General features: G+C 33.2%; 15 protein-coding genes. 10 read left to right on the top strand and 5 right to left on the bottom strand.

Features of this window, described 5'->3' with window-relative positions; all coding sequences use genetic code 11:
• Nucleotides 1-8 precede the first annotated feature (8 nt).
• Nucleotides 9-1,119 (bottom strand): peptide chain release factor 2 gene (prfB, locus tag ABD011_RS10930; protein ID WP_262733339.1). Its coding sequence is split into 2 segments (ribosomal slippage): nucleotides 9-1,055 and nucleotides 1,057-1,119, totalling 1,110 coding nucleotides; the frame shifts between segments, so codons are not numbered across the junction.
• 105 nt (nucleotides 1,120-1,224) lie between these two features.
• On the opposite strand from prfB, the gene ABD011_RS10925 reads away from it, so the two are divergent.
• Both ABD011_RS10925 and ABD011_RS10920 read left to right on the top strand, forming a co-directional pair.
• Complete coding sequence (locus ABD011_RS10925; RefSeq protein ID WP_343798222.1) at nucleotides 1,225-3,633, top strand: zinc-dependent metalloprotease; 2,409 nt, start codon at nucleotides 1,225-1,227, stop codon at nucleotides 3,631-3,633.
• A 48-nt stretch (nucleotides 3,634-3,681) separates the two neighbouring features.
• Complete coding sequence (locus tag ABD011_RS10920) at nucleotides 3,682-4,704, top strand: threonine aldolase family protein (protein WP_343798220.1); 1,023 nt, start codon at nucleotides 3,682-3,684, stop codon at nucleotides 4,702-4,704.
• A 156-nt stretch (nucleotides 4,705-4,860) separates the two neighbouring features.
• On the opposite strand, the gene ABD011_RS10915 is transcribed toward ABD011_RS10920, so the two are convergent.
• Nucleotides 4,861-5,184, bottom strand: coding sequence for a YbaB/EbfC family nucleoid-associated protein (locus tag ABD011_RS10915; RefSeq protein WP_129760184.1), 324 nt, complete (start codon nucleotides 5,182-5,184; stop codon nucleotides 4,861-4,863).
• A 114-nt stretch (nucleotides 5,185-5,298) separates the two neighbouring features.
• Here ABD011_RS10915 and ABD011_RS10910 point away from each other — a divergent pair, with 114 nt between their 5' ends.
• From ABD011_RS10910 to capB, 3 genes are all read left to right on the top strand, one after another.
• Nucleotides 5,299-7,362, top strand: coding sequence for a S9 family peptidase (locus tag ABD011_RS10910; protein WP_343798218.1), 2,064 nt, complete (start codon nucleotides 5,299-5,301; stop codon nucleotides 7,360-7,362).
• Between the two features lie 71 nt (nucleotides 7,363-7,433).
• Complete coding sequence (gene capA, locus ABD011_RS10905) at nucleotides 7,434-8,471, top strand: cysteate synthase (protein ID WP_129760182.1); 1,038 nt, start codon at nucleotides 7,434-7,436, stop codon at nucleotides 8,469-8,471.
• A 144-nt stretch (nucleotides 8,472-8,615) separates the two neighbouring features.
• Nucleotides 8,616-9,875 (top strand): cysteate-C-fatty acyltransferase, encoded by a 1,260-nt coding sequence (gene capB / locus ABD011_RS10900; RefSeq protein WP_129760181.1) that lies wholly within the window; start codon nucleotides 8,616-8,618, stop codon nucleotides 9,873-9,875.
• Nucleotides 9,876-9,930: 55 nt separating this feature from the next.
• Here capB and ABD011_RS10895 read toward each other — a convergent pair whose 3' ends face one another.
• Nucleotides 9,931-11,049, bottom strand: coding sequence for a GNAT family N-acetyltransferase (locus tag ABD011_RS10895; RefSeq protein ID WP_134199067.1), 1,119 nt, complete (start codon nucleotides 11,047-11,049; stop codon nucleotides 9,931-9,933).
• A gap of 12 nt (nucleotides 11,050-11,061) precedes the next feature.
• Nucleotides 11,062-12,036: a transporter gene (locus ABD011_RS10890; RefSeq protein WP_131506854.1), complete on the bottom strand. Its 975-nt coding sequence runs from the start codon at nucleotides 12,034-12,036 to the stop codon at nucleotides 11,062-11,064.
• A 193-nt stretch (nucleotides 12,037-12,229) separates the two neighbouring features.
• On the opposite strand from ABD011_RS10890, the gene ABD011_RS10885 reads away from it, so the two are divergent.
• From ABD011_RS10885 to ABD011_RS10870, 4 genes are read left to right on the top strand one after another with little or no spacing between them, the layout of a single operon-like run.
• Nucleotides 12,230-12,511, top strand: a complete 282-nt coding sequence (locus ABD011_RS10885; protein ID WP_129760178.1) for a DUF4834 family protein — start codon at nucleotides 12,230-12,232, stop codon at nucleotides 12,509-12,511.
• A 29-nt stretch (nucleotides 12,512-12,540) separates the two neighbouring features.
• Nucleotides 12,541-14,973, top strand: coding sequence for a YfhO family protein (locus ABD011_RS10880; protein WP_343798210.1), 2,433 nt, complete (start codon nucleotides 12,541-12,543; stop codon nucleotides 14,971-14,973).
• Nucleotides 14,966-16,243: a glycosyltransferase gene (locus ABD011_RS10875; protein ID WP_343798208.1), complete on the top strand. Its 1,278-nt coding sequence runs from the start codon at nucleotides 14,966-14,968 to the stop codon at nucleotides 16,241-16,243. The genes ABD011_RS10880 and ABD011_RS10875 overlap by 8 nt, the downstream gene beginning before the upstream one ends.
• Complete coding sequence (locus ABD011_RS10870; RefSeq protein WP_343798207.1) at nucleotides 16,244-17,701, top strand: oligosaccharide flippase family protein; 1,458 nt, start codon at nucleotides 16,244-16,246, stop codon at nucleotides 17,699-17,701. It begins immediately after the preceding gene.
• 108 nt (nucleotides 17,702-17,809) lie between these two features.
• Here the strand turns inward: ABD011_RS10870 and ABD011_RS10865 are convergent, their stop codons facing one another.
• On the bottom strand, nucleotides 17,810-18,925 hold the full coding sequence (locus ABD011_RS10865) for a hypothetical protein (RefSeq protein WP_343798206.1): 1,116 nt from the start codon (nucleotides 18,923-18,925) through the stop codon (nucleotides 17,810-17,812).
• A gap of 272 nt (nucleotides 18,926-19,197) precedes the next feature.
• Here ABD011_RS10865 and ABD011_RS10860 point away from each other — a divergent pair, with 272 nt between their 5' ends.
• The gene (locus tag ABD011_RS10860) at nucleotides 19,198-19,974 is read left to right on the top strand and encodes a hypothetical protein (protein WP_343798204.1); all 777 of its coding nucleotides are present in this window, start codon (nucleotides 19,198-19,200) and stop codon (nucleotides 19,972-19,974) included.
• The last annotated feature ends 1 nt before the right edge of the window (nucleotide 19,975 follow it).

Genomic DNA, 19,975 nt, shown 5'->3' with positions numbered 1-19,975 from the left:
ATAATTTTTTATAGTGTTTGTTGTGTGTCTTCTTTTTGTCCCATCATCATTAAATAGGCTTTTAAAAATGGCTCAATATCTCCATCCATAACAGCGTCTACATTACCTGTTTCATGACCAGACCTTACATCTTTTACTAGTTTATATGGGTGCATAACGTAATTACGTATTTGACTTCCCCATTCAATCTTCATTTTTTCGGCTTCAATATCATCTCTTTGAGCCAATTGTTTTTGCAATTCTATTTCGTATAACTGCGATTTAAGCATTTGCATTGCTCTTGCTCTGTTATCATGTTGCGATCGTGTTTCGGAACAAGAAATTTGAATTCCTGTAGGCTTGTGAGTAAGCTGTACTTTGGTTTCAACCTTATTAACATTTTGACCACCAGCTCCACTTGAACGCGCTGTTGTAATTTCAATATCGGCAGGATTGATTTCTATTTCAATTGTATCATCTACCAAAGGATAAACGTATACCGAAACAAAACTTGTGTGTCGTTTGGCATTACTGTCAAATGGCGAAATACGTACCAAACGATGCACTCCATTTTCACCTTTTAGCCATCCAAAAGCATAATCGCCTTCAATCTCTAAAGTTACCGTTTTTATACCAGCAACATCTCCTTCTTGAAAGTTAAGTTCTTTAACCTTAAAACCATTTTTTTCAGCATACATAAGATACATACGCATAAGCATACTTGCCCAATCGCAGCTTTCGGTTCCACCAGCTCCAGCAGTAATTTGAAGTACAGCACTAAGGCTATCTCCTTCATCTGAAAGCATGTTTTTAAACTCTAATTTTTCAATTTGAGTTACAGCTTTTTCAAATCGGTCATCAACATCTTCAGCAGTAGCTTCATCTTCTTTATGAAACTCATAAATAACTTCTAAGTCTTCTACAAGTGTTTTTGCAGTGTTATAATCTTCAACCCATTTTTTCTTTTCTCTTAGCGACTTCATTAATGCTTCAGCAGCTTTGGAGTCGTTCCAAAAGTTTGGGTCAAATGTTTTTTCTTCTTCGTTAGCTATTTCAATTAATTTGGCATCTACGTCAAAGATATTGTCTAAGCGAACCTAGACGGGAATTAAGATCTTTTATTTGATCTGATGTAGTCATAAAATTGTAAATTTTGACAAATTTAAAATTAAAACCTGCATTGTAAAAGATTTGCAAGGATATTTTTAAAGGAATTTGTTTAGTTTTATGCCTTAATACTCAATTATGAAAACGCTTTTTTTACATTCATTTTTACTTTTATGTATTTCTACTTCCTTTGCCCAAGGATTAACAGGAAAAGATTTAAAAAATTACGAAGGATATTTTAATTTCTTTTATGAAGAAGCTCAAGATAAAATCTATCTAGAAGTTACTCAGTTAGATGAGGAGTTTTTATATGTAAACTCACTAGCAACAGGAGTTGGTTCTAATGATATTGGTTTAGATAGAGGACAACTTGGAGATAACAGAATTGTAAAATTTGTTAAAGCAGGAAACAAATTACTTTTAGTACAACCTAATCAAAATTACAGAGCAATAACCGATAACGAGTTAGAAAAGAAAAGTATTGAACAAGCTTTTGCAAAATCGGTGTTATTTGGGTTTAAAATAGAAGAGGAGTCCAACGGAAAATACATTATCGATATTACTTCGTTTTTAATGCAAGATGCTCATGGAGTAGCTGATAGATTGCAAAGCCAAAACGAAGGACGCTACAGTTTAGATATGAGTAAAAGTGCATTATCACTAGAGCGTACAAAGGCTTTCCCAAAAAATGTTGAGTTTGAAGCATTGTTAACTTTTAGTGGAGACTCAAAAGGCCGAAACATAAGAAGTGTAACACCAACAGCTTCTTTAGTGAGTGTTATTCAGCATCATTCATTTGTAGAATTACCGGACGATAATTATAAAAAGCGTGAGTTTGATGTGCGTAGTGGAGCCATTTCCATTTCGTATATGGATTATGCAACTCCTGTACAGGAGCAAATAAAGAAGCATTATATTATTCGTCATCGTTTAGAAAAAAAGAACCCAAACGATTCCATTAGTGAAGCAGTTGAACCTATTATTTATTATTTAGATTCTGGTACTCCTGAACCTATTCGTTCTGCTTTATTAGATGGAGCGCGTTGGTGGAATGAAGCCTACGAAGCTATTGGTTTTAAAAATGCTTTTCAAGTTGAAGTGTTGCCTGAAGATGCTGATCCTATGGATTGCAGATACAATGTTATTCAATGGGTACATCGCTCAACAAGAGGTTGGAGCTATGGTGGAAGTGTTATTGACCCAAGAACAGGAGAGATTATTAAAGGACATGTTAGTCTAGGAAGTTTACGTATTAGACAAGATTTTATGATTGCTCAGGCGTTATTAAATAAGCCATTCGCTAATCGTGATGATAATTACCAACCTATGTTACAAATGGCTTTGGCAAGAATACGTCAGTTGAGCGCGCACGAAGTGGGACATACTATTGGCTTTGCACATAATTTTGCAGCAAGTACTAATAATAGAGCTTCGGTTATGGATTATCCGCATCCAAAAGTAAAACTTACAAATGGCGAAGTTGATTTAAGCGATGCTTATGATGTTGGTATTGGAGATTGGGATAAAGTTACTGTGGCGTATAGTTATTCTCAATTTAAAGACACTGAAAATGAAACAGAAGCATTAAACAATATTTTAAAAGAAGCAACCAATTCTGGTCTTCGATTTATAACCGATAGTGATGCACGAGCACAAAATGGTGCTCATGCCTATGCTCACCTTTGGGATAATGGTAAAAGTGCTTCTGAGGAGTTAGAAAATGTGCTTAAAGTGAGAGCTAAAGCAATTTCAAATTTTTCAAAAGATAACATTAAGACAGGAGAACCTTATTCAGTTTTAGAAGATGTGTTTGTGCCTTTGTATTTCTTTCATCGTTATCAAACCGAAGCAGCTACTAAGCTTGTAGGAGGATTGGATTATAATTACGCGGTAAAAGGCGATGGTCAAATGATTACAAAAGCTATCGATGCTAAAACTCAAAAAGAAGCACTACAAGCTATACTTAAAACCCTTTCTGCAGAGACATTGGCTATTCCACAAGATAAGTTAGGGTTGTTTCCTCCAAGAGCATTTCAGTATTGGCGAACAAGAGAATCATTTCGTGGTAATACAGGAGTCGCTTTTGATCCTTTTGCACCTGTAGAAACGTCAAGCGATATGACTTTGGGATTATTATTAAATCCTGAACGAATGAACAGAGTGTATCAACAAAAGGTTTTAGATAAATCGCAATTAGGTTTAAAAGAATTTTTAGAAATCTTGATAGATGCCACTATAAAAAAGAAAACAGAAAACAGTTACCAAGGCGAAGTACAGCAGGTTATCAATCTTTCGGTTTTAAATAATATTATGGCGTTATCAGCTAGCGAAAAATTAATGCCACAAGCTCAGGCTTTAGTGAATTTTGAAGTGATGAAACTAAAAGTGAAGCTACAAGAGCGAAGAGTTGACCCAATGGCAATGTTTATGGTGAAAGAGATAGATAAATTTTTAGGAAATCCTAAAGGTTTTAAAGCACAAAGTTCACCAAAAATTCCTGATGGTTCTCCAATAGGAAGTGATACTTGTTTTTATCATTCAAACTAAACATAACAGAAAAATAGTTTAAAAATTCCCATTTCTTAGAAAATAGATATGATTATAGATTTAAGAAGCGATACAGTTACAAAGCCAACAAAAGACATGTTGGAAGCAATGATGCAAGCGCAAGTTGGCGATGATGTTTTTGATGAAGACGTTACTGTAAAAATGCTAGAGAGCAAACTAGCTGCTCAATTTGGAAAATCACACGCCTTATTTTTTCCTAGCGGAAGTATGGCAAACCAAACTGCTTTAAAATTGCATACGCAACCAGGAGAGCAGGTAATTTGTGATAAAACAGCTCACATCTATAATTATGAAGCTGGTGGAGCGTCATTTAATAGTGGTATTTCGTGTAAGTTGGTTGATGGTAACAGAGGTATGTTTACAGCACAACAAGTAGAAGAAGCTATTAATCCTGATGCGTTTTATTATGCTAAAACAACTTTAGTAGAAGTTGAAAATACGGCAAATAGAGGAGGAGGTTCTTGTTGGGATTTTGAAGAGTTGAAAAAAATACGTCAGGTTTGTGATAGACATAAACTAGGGTATCATCTTGATGGTGCTCGATTATGGAATGCGCTTGTTGAAAAAGACGAAACCACAATGCAGTATGGAAAACTGTTTGATACTATTTCAGTGTGTTTGAGTAAAGGTTTAGGTTGTCCTATAGGTTCTGTTTTAATTGGTGATGAAGCGCTTATGAAAAACGCAGTGAGAATTAGAAAAGTATTTGGTGGAAATATGCGTCAAGTAGGATATTTAGCTGCTGCTGGATTATATGCTTTAGAAAACAATATCAACAGACTAAAAGACGATCACAGTAAAGCTAAAGACATTGAAACGGTTTTAAAAGCATTGTCTTTTATACAATCGGTTGAACCTGTAGAGACCAACATTATTATTTTTGAGCTACAGAAAGGAATTAGCGAATCTGCATTTGTACAAAAGCTAGATGATAATGGTATTAAGATTATTGGTATGGGAAGTGGAAAATTACGTATTGTAACTCATCTTGATTATACCAATGTAATGCACGATAAGTTTTTGAGCGTATTGAGAAAGCTTGAGTTTTAGTATGAAACTTTTATTAAATACTACTAATAATAAATACAGTTTGTATAACTCCAATTAATTAGCTAACCAAACTAACCCTAAAATTAGATTTAGGGTTATTTGTTTCTTTTATAATGAATTTTCATTTTTCAGGATTTACATCAACACGCTAAAAAATCACTTAAACATATCCAAACCAGGAATGTTTGGCATACCATCTTTGGCAACTGCAGCAATTTCGGTTTCATTTACAGTTGTGGCACGCTCTATAGCTTTGTTTAGGGTTAAAACAAGGTAATCTTCAAGCATATCTTTATCTTCAAGCAATGCATCATCAATAGCAATATTTTTTATGGTTCTGTTTGCAGTAATAGTTACTTTAAGTTTATTATCAGTACTGCTTTCATCAATTAAAACAGTGTTTAAACGAGCTTTAGTGTCTTCAACTTTTTTTTGGGTTTCTTTCAATTTATTCATCATACCCATCATATCTCCAAACATAATTTTTTCTTTTTATTAGGTTAAGTCGCAAAATTACTAAAATCATTAGTAATGCATTAACAGTTCAATTCTAATTTTAATTCTATTTTTGCATACTTCTTAAACTAATTTTTAATGATAAAAGAAAGGGTTGTACCTCCTGTAGCTAAAAGAGTTCCTAAAACTTTAAGCATTCACAACGATACCAGAATTGACGATTATTTTTGGCTCAACCAAAGAGAAGACCAAGATGTTTTGGATTATTTAAACGCTGAAAACGCCTACTTTGAAGAAATGACAGCGCATACCAAAGCTTTTGAAGACAACTTGTTTAAAGAAATGAAAGCAAGAATTAAGGAAGATGATGAGTCGGTTCCTTATAAATACAATGGGTATTGGTATATTGTAAAGTATGAAACAGGAAAAGATTATCCAATTTATATAAGAAGAAAAGATACTTTAGATGCTCCTGATGAGTTGATGTTTGATTGTAACGAAATGGCAAAAGGACACGACTATTTTAAACTAGCAGGTATAAGCATAAGCCCTGATAATACTAAAGTTGCGTATGGTTTAGATACAGTAGGAAGGCGTCAGTATACTATTAATTTTAAAAGTTTAGTTGATAATGAACCAATTACTGATACTATAGAAAACACTACAGGTTCAGCGTCTTGGGCTAACGATAACGCGACTTTATTTTACACTAAAAAAGATGAAGAAACGCTGAGGTCTGATAAAGTGTTTAAACACAAATTAGGGACTAATGAAAGTGAAGATAAATTGGTTTTTCACGAAATTGACGACACATTTGGAGTAGCAGTTTACAAGTCAAAATCTAGAAAATATATCATTATTGCTTGTTACAGTACTTTAACTAATGAGTATCACATTTTAGATGCCAACACACCTAATGCTGGTTTTAAGGTGTTTCAAGAGCGTATAAGAGGGTTGGAGTACAGTATTTCGCATTTTGAAGACCATTTTTATATGGTTACCAATAAAGATGAGGCTACTAACTTTAAGCTAATGAAAACCGATGAAACCAAAACAGAAGTTTCAAATTGGGTTGAGGTTATTCCGCATCGAGAAGATGTGTTACTTGAGGATATTGATATTTTCAAAGACTTTTTAGTTATTAGTGAGCGTAGTAATGGTTTAAACCAAATACGAATTACACGTTGGGACGAAACCGATGATTACTACTTACCTTTTGATAGTGAAACCTATACAGCCTACACAGGTACTAATGTCGATTTTGATACTGAAGTGTTAAGGTATAGTTACAATTCGCTAACCAATCCTGCGTCAACCATTGATTTTAATATGGTAACCAAAACCAAAACCATAAAAAAGGAGCAACAGGTTTTAGGAGGTACATTTGATAAAAACAATTATCAATCAGAGCGCTTATGGGCAACTGCTGATGATGGTACCAAAATACCAATGTCTGTAGTATATAAAAAAGGTGTTAAAAAGGATGGCAACAGTCCAGTGTTACAATATGCTTATGGCTCTTACGGTTCAACTATAGATCCTTATTTTTCTAGCATACGTTTAAGCTTGTTAGATAGAGGCTTTATTTATGTAATTGCTCATGTAAGAGGAGGAGAGTATTTGGGTAGAAATTGGTATGAGCAAGGTAAACTACTTCAAAAGAAAAACACCTTTACCGATTTTATTGCGTGTTCAAAGTTTTTAATCGAAAACAATTATACCTCTCCTAAACATCTTTACGCTTTAGGCGGAAGTGCAGGAGGACTATTAATAGGTGCTGTAATTAATATGGCACCACAGTTATATCATGGTGTTATTGCTGCTGTACCTTTTGTAGACGTGGTAACCACAATGTTAGACGATAGTATTCCGCTAACAACAGGAGAATATGACGAATGGGGAAACCCAAATACCTTAGAGTATTATAACTACATGAAATCCTATTCGCCATACGATAATGTAAAAGCGCAAGACTATCCACATATTTTAGTAACTACAGGACTTCATGACTCTCAAGTACAATATTGGGAGCCAGCAAAATGGGTTGCAAAAATGAGATTTCTAAAAACTGACACTAATAAATTGTTTTTAAAAACCAACATGAATGCAGGTCATGGTGGCGCTTCAGGACGTTTTGAAGCCTTAAAAGAAGATGCCGAAGAGTATGCCTTTTTATTAGACTTAGAGAATATTACTAGTTAATTAAAAAAAAACTCTTATTTTTGCGAGGTTTTAGGTTACTTTTTTTAATTTGTGACTGATAAATAGCATTTATGAAAGACAACTTACAAGTGTTTGATAACGTGTTGGATCTTATAGGAAAAACACCTCTAATCAAATTAAATAAGCTAACTGCAAGTTTTGATGGTGATTTCTACGCTAAGGTAGAAGCCTTTAATCCAGGACACTCTTCAAAAGATAGAATAGCACTTCATATTATAGAAGAAGCTGAAAGACAAGGAATTTTAACTCCAGGAGATACAATTATTGAAACCACATCTGGTAATACAGGATTTAGTATTGCTATGGTAAGTATCATTAAAGGATACGAGTGTATTTTGGCTGTGAGCTCAAAGTCGTCAGCTGATAAAATAGATATGCTTAAAGCCATGGGAGCAACAGTGTATGTTTGTCCTGCTCATGTAAGTGCTGATGACCCAAGGTCGTATTATCAAGTTGCAAAACGCTTACATGAAGAACGAAAAGGTTCAATCTATATCAATCAGTATTTTAATCAATTAAATATTGATGCACATTATAACACTACAGGTCCTGAAATTTGGAAACAAACAGAAGGAAAAATTACACATCTAATTGCTTGTAGTGGAACAGGAGGAACAATTTCAGGAACTTCTAAGTTTTTGAAAGAACAAAATCCTGACGTTAAAATAATAGGAGTAGATGCTTATGGTTCGGTATTAAAAAAATACCACGAAACCAGAGAGTTTGACGAAAACGAAATCTACCCATACAGAATTGAAGGCTTAGGAAAAAACTTAATTCCTACAGCAACAGATTTTGACCTTATTGACAAGTTTGTAAAAGTAACCGACGAAGACAGTGCACACACTGCAAGAGAAATATCTAGAACCGAAGGTTTATTTGTTGGTTATACAAGTGGAGCAGCAATGCAAGCCATAAAACAACTTAGTGAAGAAGGAGAATTTAAAAAAGGAGACAAAATTGTTGTGATTTTCCCAGACCATGGTTCAAGATACATGAGTAAAGTGTATAGTGACAAGTGGATGGAAAGTCAAGGTTTCTTTGACAGTAAAAATGTCACTTCCGAAACAATTCAGTACATAAAGTAAATACATTACCTATCCTATTTTACCCTAATAATATGATAGGTTTTTTGTGTCTTATTAGGTTATGAACACAAGTTTATAAATTAATTATGTTGTCATAATATAATTAATTAATTTTGCCTCTCAAACTAGACTAATTTAGCTTAAATGAAAGATTTATTTGAAAAGATATACAAGGATAAAGGTCCTTTAGGAAAATGGGCGTCTCAAGCAGAAGGATATTTTGTGTTTCCTAAACTTGAAGGTCAAATATCCAACAGAATGAAGTTCCAGGGAAAAGATGTAATTACCTGGAGTATTAATGATTATCTTGGTTTAGCTAACCATCCTGAAGTACGAAAAACCGATGCTGAAGCTGGTGCAGCTTATGGATCGGCTTACCCAATGGGAGCTCGTATGATGTCTGGTCACACAGATTTACACGAAAAACTTCAAAATGAGTTGGCTTCATTTGTAAGTAAAGAAGCAGCTTACCTTTTAAACTTTGGTTATCAAGGAATGGTATCTACTATTGATGCTTTGGTATCTAAAGATGATATTATCGTTTACGATGTTGATGCACACGCTTGTATTATAGATGGAGTACGTTTACACATGGGTAAACGTTTTACTTACAAGCACAACGATGTTGAAAGTTTAGAAAAAAACCTTGAGCGTGCTACCAAAATGGCAGAACAAACAGGAGGTGGAATTTTAGTAATTTCAGAAGGTGTGTTTGGAATGCGTGGTGAGCAAGGTCGTTTAAAAGAAATCGTAGCACTTAAAGAAAAATACAATTTCAGATTTTTAGTTGATGATGCTCACGGTTTTGGAACCTTAGGAAAAACAGGAGCTGGAGCAGGTGAAGAGCAAGGTGTACAAGACGGAATAGATGTATATTTTGCAACTTTTGCTAAGTCTTTAGCAAGTACAGGTGCATTTATTGCTGCAGATCAAGAAATTATTGATTATTTAAAATACAATTTACGTTCTCAAATGTTTGCTAAATCATTGCAAATGCAATTGGTTGTTGGTGCGTTAAAACGTTTAGAGATGTTAAAGACAATGCCAGAGCTTAAAGCAAAACTTTGGGAGAATGTAAACGCATTACAAAAAGGTTTAAAAGAACGTGGTTTTGATATTGGTACAACACAAAGTTGTGTAACACCAGTATATCTAAAAGGAAGTATTCCTGAAGCTATGGCTTTAGTAAAAGACTTACGCGAAAACTATGGTATTTTTTGTTCAATAGTAGTGTATCCAGTAATCCCTAAAGGGTTAATATTATTACGTTTAATACCTACTGCGACACACACGCTAGAAGATGTTAATGAAACTTTAGATGCGTTTGATGGTATTAGAAGTAGATTAGAAAACGGAACTTACAAACGTTTATCTGCCGCAGTTGCTGCTGCAATGGGAGAGTAAACGATAGTTAAATATATCAACAAAAAAGCCGATGATTTTTCATCGGCTTTTTTTATTAAAGATCTTTTCTAAGTGTAAAACGCCTTTTGTTGGTTTTAGGATTAAAATGTTTCCATATTTGATGAATAGCTTTATTATCTGCTAATTCAGGTGTTCTAATACAGTTTTGAATGCCTTTTTCCTTAAACACCTTATAGTATTCATCAAATATAATTGCTGTAACTCCTTTGTTTTGATATTCTGGTAAAACACCAATTAAGTAGAATACCACATCCTTACTTTCTTTTTTAGCTTTTAGTAACTTAAGAAACCCAAACGGAAATAGTTTTCCTTTTGCTTCCTGTAAAGCTCTAGCAAATGATGGCATTACTATTGAAAACGCAATTAATTCATCGTTTTTATCAACAACAAACTTGATGTATTCAGGGTTTACAAAGCTTATAAACTTCTTTTTAAAGTATGCCTTTTGAATATCGGTAATCTCAACAAACGATGATAACGACGAATAACTCTTATTGAATAAGTCAAACATTTTATCAGCATAAGGCATTACCTCTTCTGTTTTGGTAAAAGCTAATGAACGTAACTGATATCTTCTTTTTATAAGGTCTTGCACTTTTGCAAAGAACTCAGGTTTTACATTTTTAAAAGGGAAAAAGTTCTCGATGTATTCTTTTTCCTCAGTATACCCATGAGATTTGTAATGGTTGATGTAGTATGGATGGTTGTACCATGTAATCATAGTGCTAAGTTGGTCAAAACCTTCGGTAAGCACACCTACTTTGTCTAAGTTAGAGAAACCAACAGGACCTTCGCAATACTCAAGGTTATTTTCTTTACCAATTTCTTCTACTTTTTCAAGAAGCGCTTTAGAAACTTCTAAATCATCAATAAAATCAAACCATCCAAATCGCATTTTCTTTTGGTCTTGCTTTTTTACTTCAAGCCAATTGATAATTGCAGCGACTCTACCTACAATTTCATTATTCTTATATGCTAAAAAGAAACGAGCTTCAGCATCTTTAAATATTGGGTTAACATCTTTGTTAAAGGTTTCTAACTCTTGTTTTATAATAGGAGGAACCCAATACTTGGAGTCTTTATAAATTTTAAACGGAAACTTTACAAATTCCTTAAGCTCATTTTTAGAGCTAATTTCTTTAATTGTAATCATAAAATAGTTGGCTTAGTTGCCATTATCGTCATTAAAATCGGTTTCAGCTCTTCTGCTTTTTTTACCTCTTGATTTTCGTTTAGCTTCTTCATCGGCAGAATTACCATTGTCAATTTTATCCTTATGGAAATCAAATCTATAAGATGCTCCAAAATTAACGCTGAATACCGAAGGTGTATCTTTAGTGTTCAAGGTTAAAGCTGTGTCTAACTGTAAGTCTTTGCTTAAGAGGTAAGCACCTCCAAATCTAAATAAATTATCGGCATAAAAGTCACTCTTAATACCATGAGCTTCTCCAAAAATCACCCATTTTGGATTGAACGAATGTGTTAGTGTAAGGATATATTGAAAATCAGAAAAGTCGCTACCAATTCTGTCTTTAATTAAATTCATAACAAGTACCCAACCACCAGCAAAGTTGTTTTGTGTTGCAACCATTACTTTAGGACTAAAACCTTCAACGTCTGGAGCAGTGTAAGGGTTGTTTTTAGAATCGTAATTTGCACCTAAATATACAGCAACAGCAGGAATTAAGGATTTCCATTTAAAAGCTCTATTAGCATGGTAGCTATAAATGTTTGGTTTGTCTTCTTCTGCATTTTTATAAGGATCGTAAACTAAATATTTAGCGCCAAGAGTAAAGTTTTTAAAATTTGAGCGTTTATCTTCAGTTGAGAATGTTGAGCGATTATCAGTAAACGTATCGTTTTGGTAAGTACCTTCAAGGTTGATTTCCAATTCTTCAAATAGTAGTCCGTAACGCGCAGCAAAATCTACTCCAAAACCAGACACTTCATACATTAAAGGCGTGTGTTTTTCTTTAACAATGTAAGGGCCAACTTCTAATTGAGCTACATTGGTTCCCACAGAAAAAGCACTTCTAGAAACTCCAGGTCTATTGGAATTTATAACTTCGGTATATTGCGAAAATGTATTGAAAGACACTGCAAAACACACCAATAACATATACTGTTTAATAGATTTCATCTGTTTGTGTTTTAGTTTTTTAATTGTCAAACGGAATGCCTTTTTCATTTTATATTCTGATGTAAAAATTAGCTTTGTAGGCATTTCATAGGTGATTTGTTAAATTCAAATATAGAGATTTTATACTTTTTTTAAGTATTTATAACTTATTTTAAAGTATGATAATTGTATTTTTGAAAAAAATATCTTTTTAATGGTACAAACGGCTTCTTTTATTGGTTTTTTAAGAACCATTTTAATCATACTATTAGTGTATTATGGTATAAAGCTACTTATGCGAATTTTTGCTCCATACCTTATGCGCTATATGTCTAAAAAGATGCAAGAACGTTTTGGAGGTCAATTTCAACAATACCAAAATAACCAACAAACACAACAAAGAGAAGGCGAGACTGTAATTGATAAAATGCCTGAGCGTCAGAAGTCTTCAAATAAAACTGTTGGAGAGTACGTGGATTACGAAGAAATTGATTAATTTTCACAATCATTCTTTAAAACATATTCATGCAGTTTTCAATCAAAAGAATTCTTCCTCATCTTTTAATTTTAGTAGGGTTTGTTATTGTTTCATTAGCATATTTTAACCCAGTTTTAAAAGGCAAAAAGATTTTTCAAAGTGATATTAAGCACTACATTGGAATGTCTCAACAGCAAAATGACTTTAGAGCAGCCACTGGAGAGGAAACCTACTGGACTAATAGTGCGTTTGGAGGTATGCCCACGTATCAGTTAGGTGCAAAATACCCTCATAATTATATTAAAAAACTAGACCTTTCACTACGTTTTTTACCACGACCAGCCGATTATTTATTTCTTTATTTCCTAGGGTTTTATGTGTTGTTACTTGTGCTAAAAGTAGATTTTAAACTCGCTGCACTTGGTGCATTGGCCTTTGGTTTTTCTACCTATCTCATTATTATATTAGGTGTAGGACATAATAGTAAAGCGCATGCTATTGCCTATATGCCTTTAGTGCTTAGTGGTATTCTACTCACGTTTAGAAAACATTACATTGGTGGTTTTTTATTAACCACTGTGGCTATGGCTTTAGAGATATGTACTAACCATTTTCAAATGACCTATTATTTGATGCTGTTAGTTGTGGTTTTAGGAATAGCTTATTTAATAGACGCTTACCGAAAAAAGGTATTACCACATTTTTTCAAATCGGTTGGGATGCTAGTTGTTGCAGTACTATTAGCTGTTGGGTTAAACGCCAGCAATATTATGGCAACCAAAGAGTATGTTAATGAAAGTACACGAGGAAAAAGTGAACTTACTATAAATCCTGATGGCTCTCCTAAAGCAGTGACTACTGGATTGGATAAAGATTATATTACAGAATATAGCTATGGTATAGCGGAAAGTCTTAACTTGTTTATTCCAAGACTTTTTGGTGGTGGAAGTCATGAAGATGTTGGTGTCGACTCTGAAACATTTAAATTTTATAGAAATATTGGAGCGTCGCCTGTTGAAGCTACTCGCGAAGTTAAAACAACACCTACTTATTGGGGAGCACAAACCATTGTTGAAGCACCAGCGTATGTTGGAGCAGTAGTTATTTTCTTGTTTGTATTTGCTTTGTTTTTGGTTAAAGGCAGACTCAAATGGTGGCTAGTTGGTGGTACTGTACTATCATTATTGTTGTCTTACGGAAAGCATTTAGGGTTTTTAACTGATTTCTTTATAGACTTTGTACCTATGTACAACAAGTTTAGAGCAGTAAGTTCTATTCAGGTAATTTTAGAACTCTGCATACCTGTATTGGCTATTTTTGGTTTGGTACGTTTATTCAATGATTTTGAAAGCAAAGATGAAAAGCTAAAAGCGTTAAAATATTCCGCGATAATTACAGGAGGACTTGCAATTTTACTCTTGCTTATAAAATCGTCATTCGATTTTGTTGGTGTAAACGATGGGTATTACAGACAAGCCTATGGCGAGTATGGACAAAGCTTTGTTGACGCACTAAGAGCCGACAGACAAACCTTCTTTACACAAGACACGTTAAGAACTTTACTTTTAGTAGTGCTTGCAGCAGCAACAATTTTTGGCTTCTTAAAACAAAAGCTATCAGAAGGAAAAGTGATTATTGTATTTGCTGCTTTAATTTTATTTGATTTGGTTGGTGTAGACAGACGCTACGTTAATAACGATAATTTTGTGTCTGCAATTCAAGTTGAAAAACCTTATAAAGCTAATGCTGCAGATAAAGAGATATTAAAGGACAAGACGCACTTTAGAGTTTTAGATTTATCTAGTGAAGGCTCTAGAAATCCAGGAAAAGCAGCTTATTTTCATAACTCGTTAAGTGGTTATCATGCTGCAAAACTTGGGCGATTTGATGAACTGTATGATTTTCATATTTCAAAAAATAATATGGAAGTCATTAATATGTTGAATACCAAATATTTTATTGGAGAAGACGATAAGGGTAATGTATTTCCTTATAACAATGAAGATGCCAATGGAAATGCTTGGTTTGTTTCATCATTACAACAGGTTAGTTCTGCTAATGAAGAAATAGTTGCTTTAGACAGTTTAAGTACTAAAACAAAAGCGATTACATCAATGCCATTGGAGTCAAGAACCTATACTGTAGACTCTTTATCTACAATTAAATTAGTAGCACATCAACCAAACTATTTAAAGTACGAATCTAACAACAGTAACGATGGTTTTGCTGTGTTTTCTGAAGTGTATTATGGCCATGGTTGGGTAGCAACAATTGATGGAACCGAAGCACCTATTCAGCGTGTTAATTATGTGTTGAGAGGACTTGAAATTCCTAAAGGAAACCATACTATTGAGTTTAAATTTGAGCCTCAAGTAGTAAAAACGGGAAGTACTATTGCGTTGTCTAGTTCAATTATACTAGCATTATTGCTTCTAGGAGGCCTATTGTATTCGTTTAAAAAAGACCAAGCTAGTGCGTAAAAAAGCACTTATAATAACATACTATTGGCCACCTGCAGGAGGACCAGGTGTACAACGTTGGTTGAAATTTGTAAAATACTTACCAGAATTTGGAGTAGACCCTGTTGTTTATTGTCCTGAGAATCCTAGTTATCCAATTACAGACTTGCAGTTGGAAGACGAAGTATCTCATGCTGTAACTGTTTTAAAACAACCTATAAACGAACCTTATAAGTTTGCTAATTTACTTTCGAAAAAGAGTTCTAAATCGATAAGTTCAGGCATTATTCCGAAGAAAAAAAAGCAATCTCTTATTGAGCGTTTATTATTGTATGTAAGAGGAAATTTCTTTATTCCTGATGCGCGAAAAGGTTGGGTAAAACCTTCGGTTGCTTATCTTTCAGAATATATAAAAAACGAAGGTATTGAAACGATTATCACTACTGGACCACCACATAGTTTACACCTTATAGGTTTGCAGTTAAAAGCGCAATTGAATGTAAAATGGATAGCCGATTTTAGAGACCCTTGGACAACTATAGGTTACCATAAAGATTTAAAACTCACCAAAAGCTCTAGACAAAAACACGAATTGTTAGAGCAAAATGTTTTACAATCTGCCGACCAAATTATAGTTACCAGCACTGTTACAAAGCAAGAATTTGCGCTTAAAACCCAACAACCCATAACTGTTATTACCAATGGTTACGATACGTATGCTATTGAAAAACCAGAGAAAGACCAACGTTTTACAATAGCTCATATTGGCTCATTACTTTCTGAACGTAACCCAACTCAATTATGGGACGCATTACGTGAGTTGATAGCTGAAAACGAAGCTTTTAAAACTGCGTTTCAGTTGAACTTGATAGGTGTTGTGAGCGATGATGTGTTACAGACATTATCACATTACCAACTAGATGATTATGTGAATGTTGTAGGCTATGTTAACCATGAGGAAGCGATGCAGTTTCAAATGCAATCGCAAGTGTTGTTGTTAATTGAAATAGACTCACAAGTAAGTAAAGCTATTATTCCTGGGAAGTTATTTGAATATATGGTTTCCAATACGCCAATACTAGCTATAGGACCACAAGAATCTGATGTTGAAGACATCATTAAAACTACAAATACAGGACATTATTTTTATTACAATGAAAAGCAGCAGATAAAATCTCAAATTTTATTGTATTTTAATGCCTATAAAACCAATTCGCTGCAAACGCAACCTATAGGATTGCAAAAGTACAGTAGAAGGGAACTAACAAAAACTCTAGCGCAACTTGTATAAATGGGAATTGTAGTTAAACAATCCTTTAAAAACACTATTAGTACCTATTTAGGGTTTGGTATAGGAGCAATTAATACATTGTTTCTGTACACTAATTTTATTACGGATGAGTACTATGGTTTAATTGCCTTTGTGCTATCTACAGCAAATATTATGATGCCTTTAATGGCTTTTGGAGTTCATAATACACTTATAAAGTTCTATTCTACATTTAAAACCAAAAATTCACTTAACAGCTTTTTAACCTTAATGCTAATACTACCTATGTTTGTAGTAGTTCCTGTAGCATTGATTGGCTATTTTGGTTATGATGTTATAAGTGATTTGTTATCACAAAGAAATGGTATAGTAAAAGACTATGTGTGGCATATTATTATTGCTGCTATTTCTATGGGTTATTTTGAAGTGTTTTTTGCTTGGGCAAAAACCCAAATGCAGACTGTTTTTGGCAACTTTATGAAAGAGGTATTTCATAGAATTGGGATAATGTTACTGCTGTTTTGTGTGTATTTGGGATATCTTAATGTGCATGAGTTTATCAATGCAATTATTATAGTATATGTATTGCGTATGGTTATAATGAAACTCTACGCATTTATTATTCGTTGGCCAGTACTTAAGTTTAATAGAATAGAGAGCTTTAGGGCTATTATTAAATACTCATCGCTTATTATACTTGCTGGTTCGGTAGCGACACTTATTTTAGATATAGATAAGTTTATGCTTGGACAATATATTGATATAGAGGAAGTCGCTTACTATAGTGTTGCAATTTATATCGCATCGGTAATTTCGGTTCCGCAACGGTCTATGCATCAAATATTAATGCCTATTACTGCTAATTATTTAAATGAAAAAAATAAGGTTGCTTTAAAGGATTTGTATCAACGCTCGTCACTTAGCCTTTTTATTATTAGTGGCTTGATATTTTTACTGATTGTGCTTAATATTAATCAGTTGTATTTAATTATCCCTGAAGAATTTAGTTATGGACTAACCGTTGTGTTTTTAATAAGCTTAGCAAAACTCTACGACACGCTTTTAGGAAACAATAATGCTATTTTATTCAATAGTGATTATTATAGAGTGGTACTACTTTTTGGAGTGTTACTTACGGTATTGATAGTTATTTTAAATATGGTATTTATTCCGTTATTAGGAATTGATGGAGCAGCAGTTGCAACTTTTATAGCTATTTTTATTTACAATACAGCTAAAATTTACTTTGTAAACCGAAAGTTTAAAATGCTTCCTTTTACAAAAGAATCTTTAAAAGTAGGAGTATTGATTTTAGTAAGTGTTGCTGTGTTTTATTTTTGGGAATTTCCTTTTCATCCTATAGTTAATATAGCATTTAAGTCTTTACTGATAGGATGTGTGTATGTCTTTGCAGTGTATAAGATGAATGTCTCTAAAGACATTACAGGAATACTAAAAAAGTACTTACCAATTAAATAGTTTTTGCTGTGTTACTAGCCTAAAACGGGAAAATCCCACAAGGTGCTTTGAGGCATACGACTTGCAGGACTTTCCAACTAACCAACCAAAAAATTATGTATCGTTATATTATCTTCTAGATCTTGTACTGTTTTGTGAACTTCTAGATTTAGTCGCATTTGACGACTTTGTTCTGTTATTTTGAGTTACACGCTGAGTACTTTTGTTTTGTCTTGTATTATATTTACGTATTTGAGACGTATTTGGTTTTCTTACCGTTGAATTTTTTTTAGTATTCACTTTATTAGACACAGTGGTTCTTGTTTTGGTCACATTTCTTTTGGTAGTAACCGAACTATTTTTAGGCCTATTAGTATTAACTGTAGCTCTAGACGATGTGTTTGTTCTATTAGTAGAACTTGATACTCTAGGAGTGGTAGTTCTTGTTCTAGTAGGAGCTGTTACAGCACTATTATTACGTCTTGTGGTATTGCTTCTATCTACAGAAGTACTTCTTCTAGGTGTAGCATCTTGTCTATATCTATCACTCATACGTGTTTGTTGTGCGTTTGAACGCCTTCCGTTGTTAGCTACAGTATTACGACGACTGTTTATGTTAACAGGCTGACGGTAATTGTTTCTGTATGGTCTGTAATAGTGATGTCTAATAGGAGTGTAATACTGTCTATAAGGTCTAGTGTTTACAATACAGAAGTTTACAGAAGGTACAGCATAATATCTGTGCCATGGACGGTACACATAGTATCTATTATAAACGTTTATAAACCCTGTGTAGTGCGAAAATACTCTGTTACGATAGTGAATGTATAAACCACCTACACGAGCTACACGTCCAAAACTGTTATAGTGAATGTTTACATTTCCTGCTCTTGTAATTCTTCCGTAGAAGTCATAATAAATAGGTGTATTTTCTATTTGAACAATAGCACCAAAATCGTCATATTGTACATAAGGGTTGTAATCATAACCAGTGTTAAAGCTTATGGATACATTAGGAGTACTAAAGCCAACATTTACGTTTGGACCATAATTAGGGATGTAAAAGTCGAACTGACCATCAGGAAATACTGAAAATTCAATACCATTCTCTACAAATATGAAAGAGTTGCCATAACCATTAGCATAAGTGTTAAAAGTATTTACTGAATTTGTGCTGGTGGTTGTTGCGTTTACAGATACGCTTCCTAAGAGTATTGCTGTAAAAAAATAAATAATTCGTTTCATAATTGTAAGGGTTTTAATTATACAACTAATAGTAAACAAACAGCGTGCCAAAAAACAGAAATAATATTTAATATATTGATTTTAAGCAGTTTGTGTTTGTTTGGGTTTTTTGTAGGAAAAACCGCGTTTTACATGGACTATACATGGACTAGCTATGGAGTAGCTATGACTTAGGTATAGAGAAGCTATTTAGCGATTGTTTTTTTCGTGCTTATTGAATAATGATAGTTGTTGAAAAAGATTATATTTAAGAGTTTTATAAATCAAATAAAATGAAACATATTAAGAGACGGTTTTTTTATCAAACAAATTCTAATGATCCTATTTTTAACGGAAAAAAAATAGAAATGATTGATTTAAGAGCTAATGTTGAAGAAAATATATTATCTGATAGGAAAGGTGAAATAGCTTTTTTAGAATTAGAAGATGATACTTTAATTGGTGGCTTGGTGAATAAGATTGATGGTATAAATTATCTTGTTCCAATTCCTGATCCCACTTTAATTTATTTTAATAATGCTCAGATGGGCTTGAAAAGAATTTCAGAACAGAGAAAAATATTAATTTCTAAATTAAATTTATCATCAGAAGATAAAAAGCCACCAATTCATGAATTGTATGATTTTTTTGGTTTATCTAGTGGTTTTGTGATATACTTATTTACGGCTATTGAATCTTTTATAAATTCAATGATAAAGGATGACTATAATTATATTGATAGACAAAAAAACAAAACAATAATTTATAATAAAATGCAAATTCAAGAATCCTTGGATTTTAAGACTAAAATCAAAGTCATTCTTAAAGAGAATACAGGAAAGGATTTTTTTAAAAACAATAATCTAAATAATCAGTTAATTTGGAAATTGAAAGAATATAGAGATGATATAATTCACACAAAGCAAGAGAATGATTTTCTAAGATATAAAAACTTAATAAAAAAAGGATTTGATTTTAAATATTTAGATACATTGAAGTCAGTGGCTAAATTTATGAATTATTATAAGGAAGATTACATTATCGAATGTAATTGTGGTCAGGATTTTTAAT

This window comes from Gaetbulibacter jejuensis, assembly GCF_039524015.1.
Lineage (GTDB): Bacteria > Bacteroidota > Bacteroidia > Flavobacteriales > Flavobacteriaceae > Gaetbulibacter_B > Gaetbulibacter_B jejuensis.
This window is presented reverse-complemented; position numbering and strand designations above follow the sequence as displayed.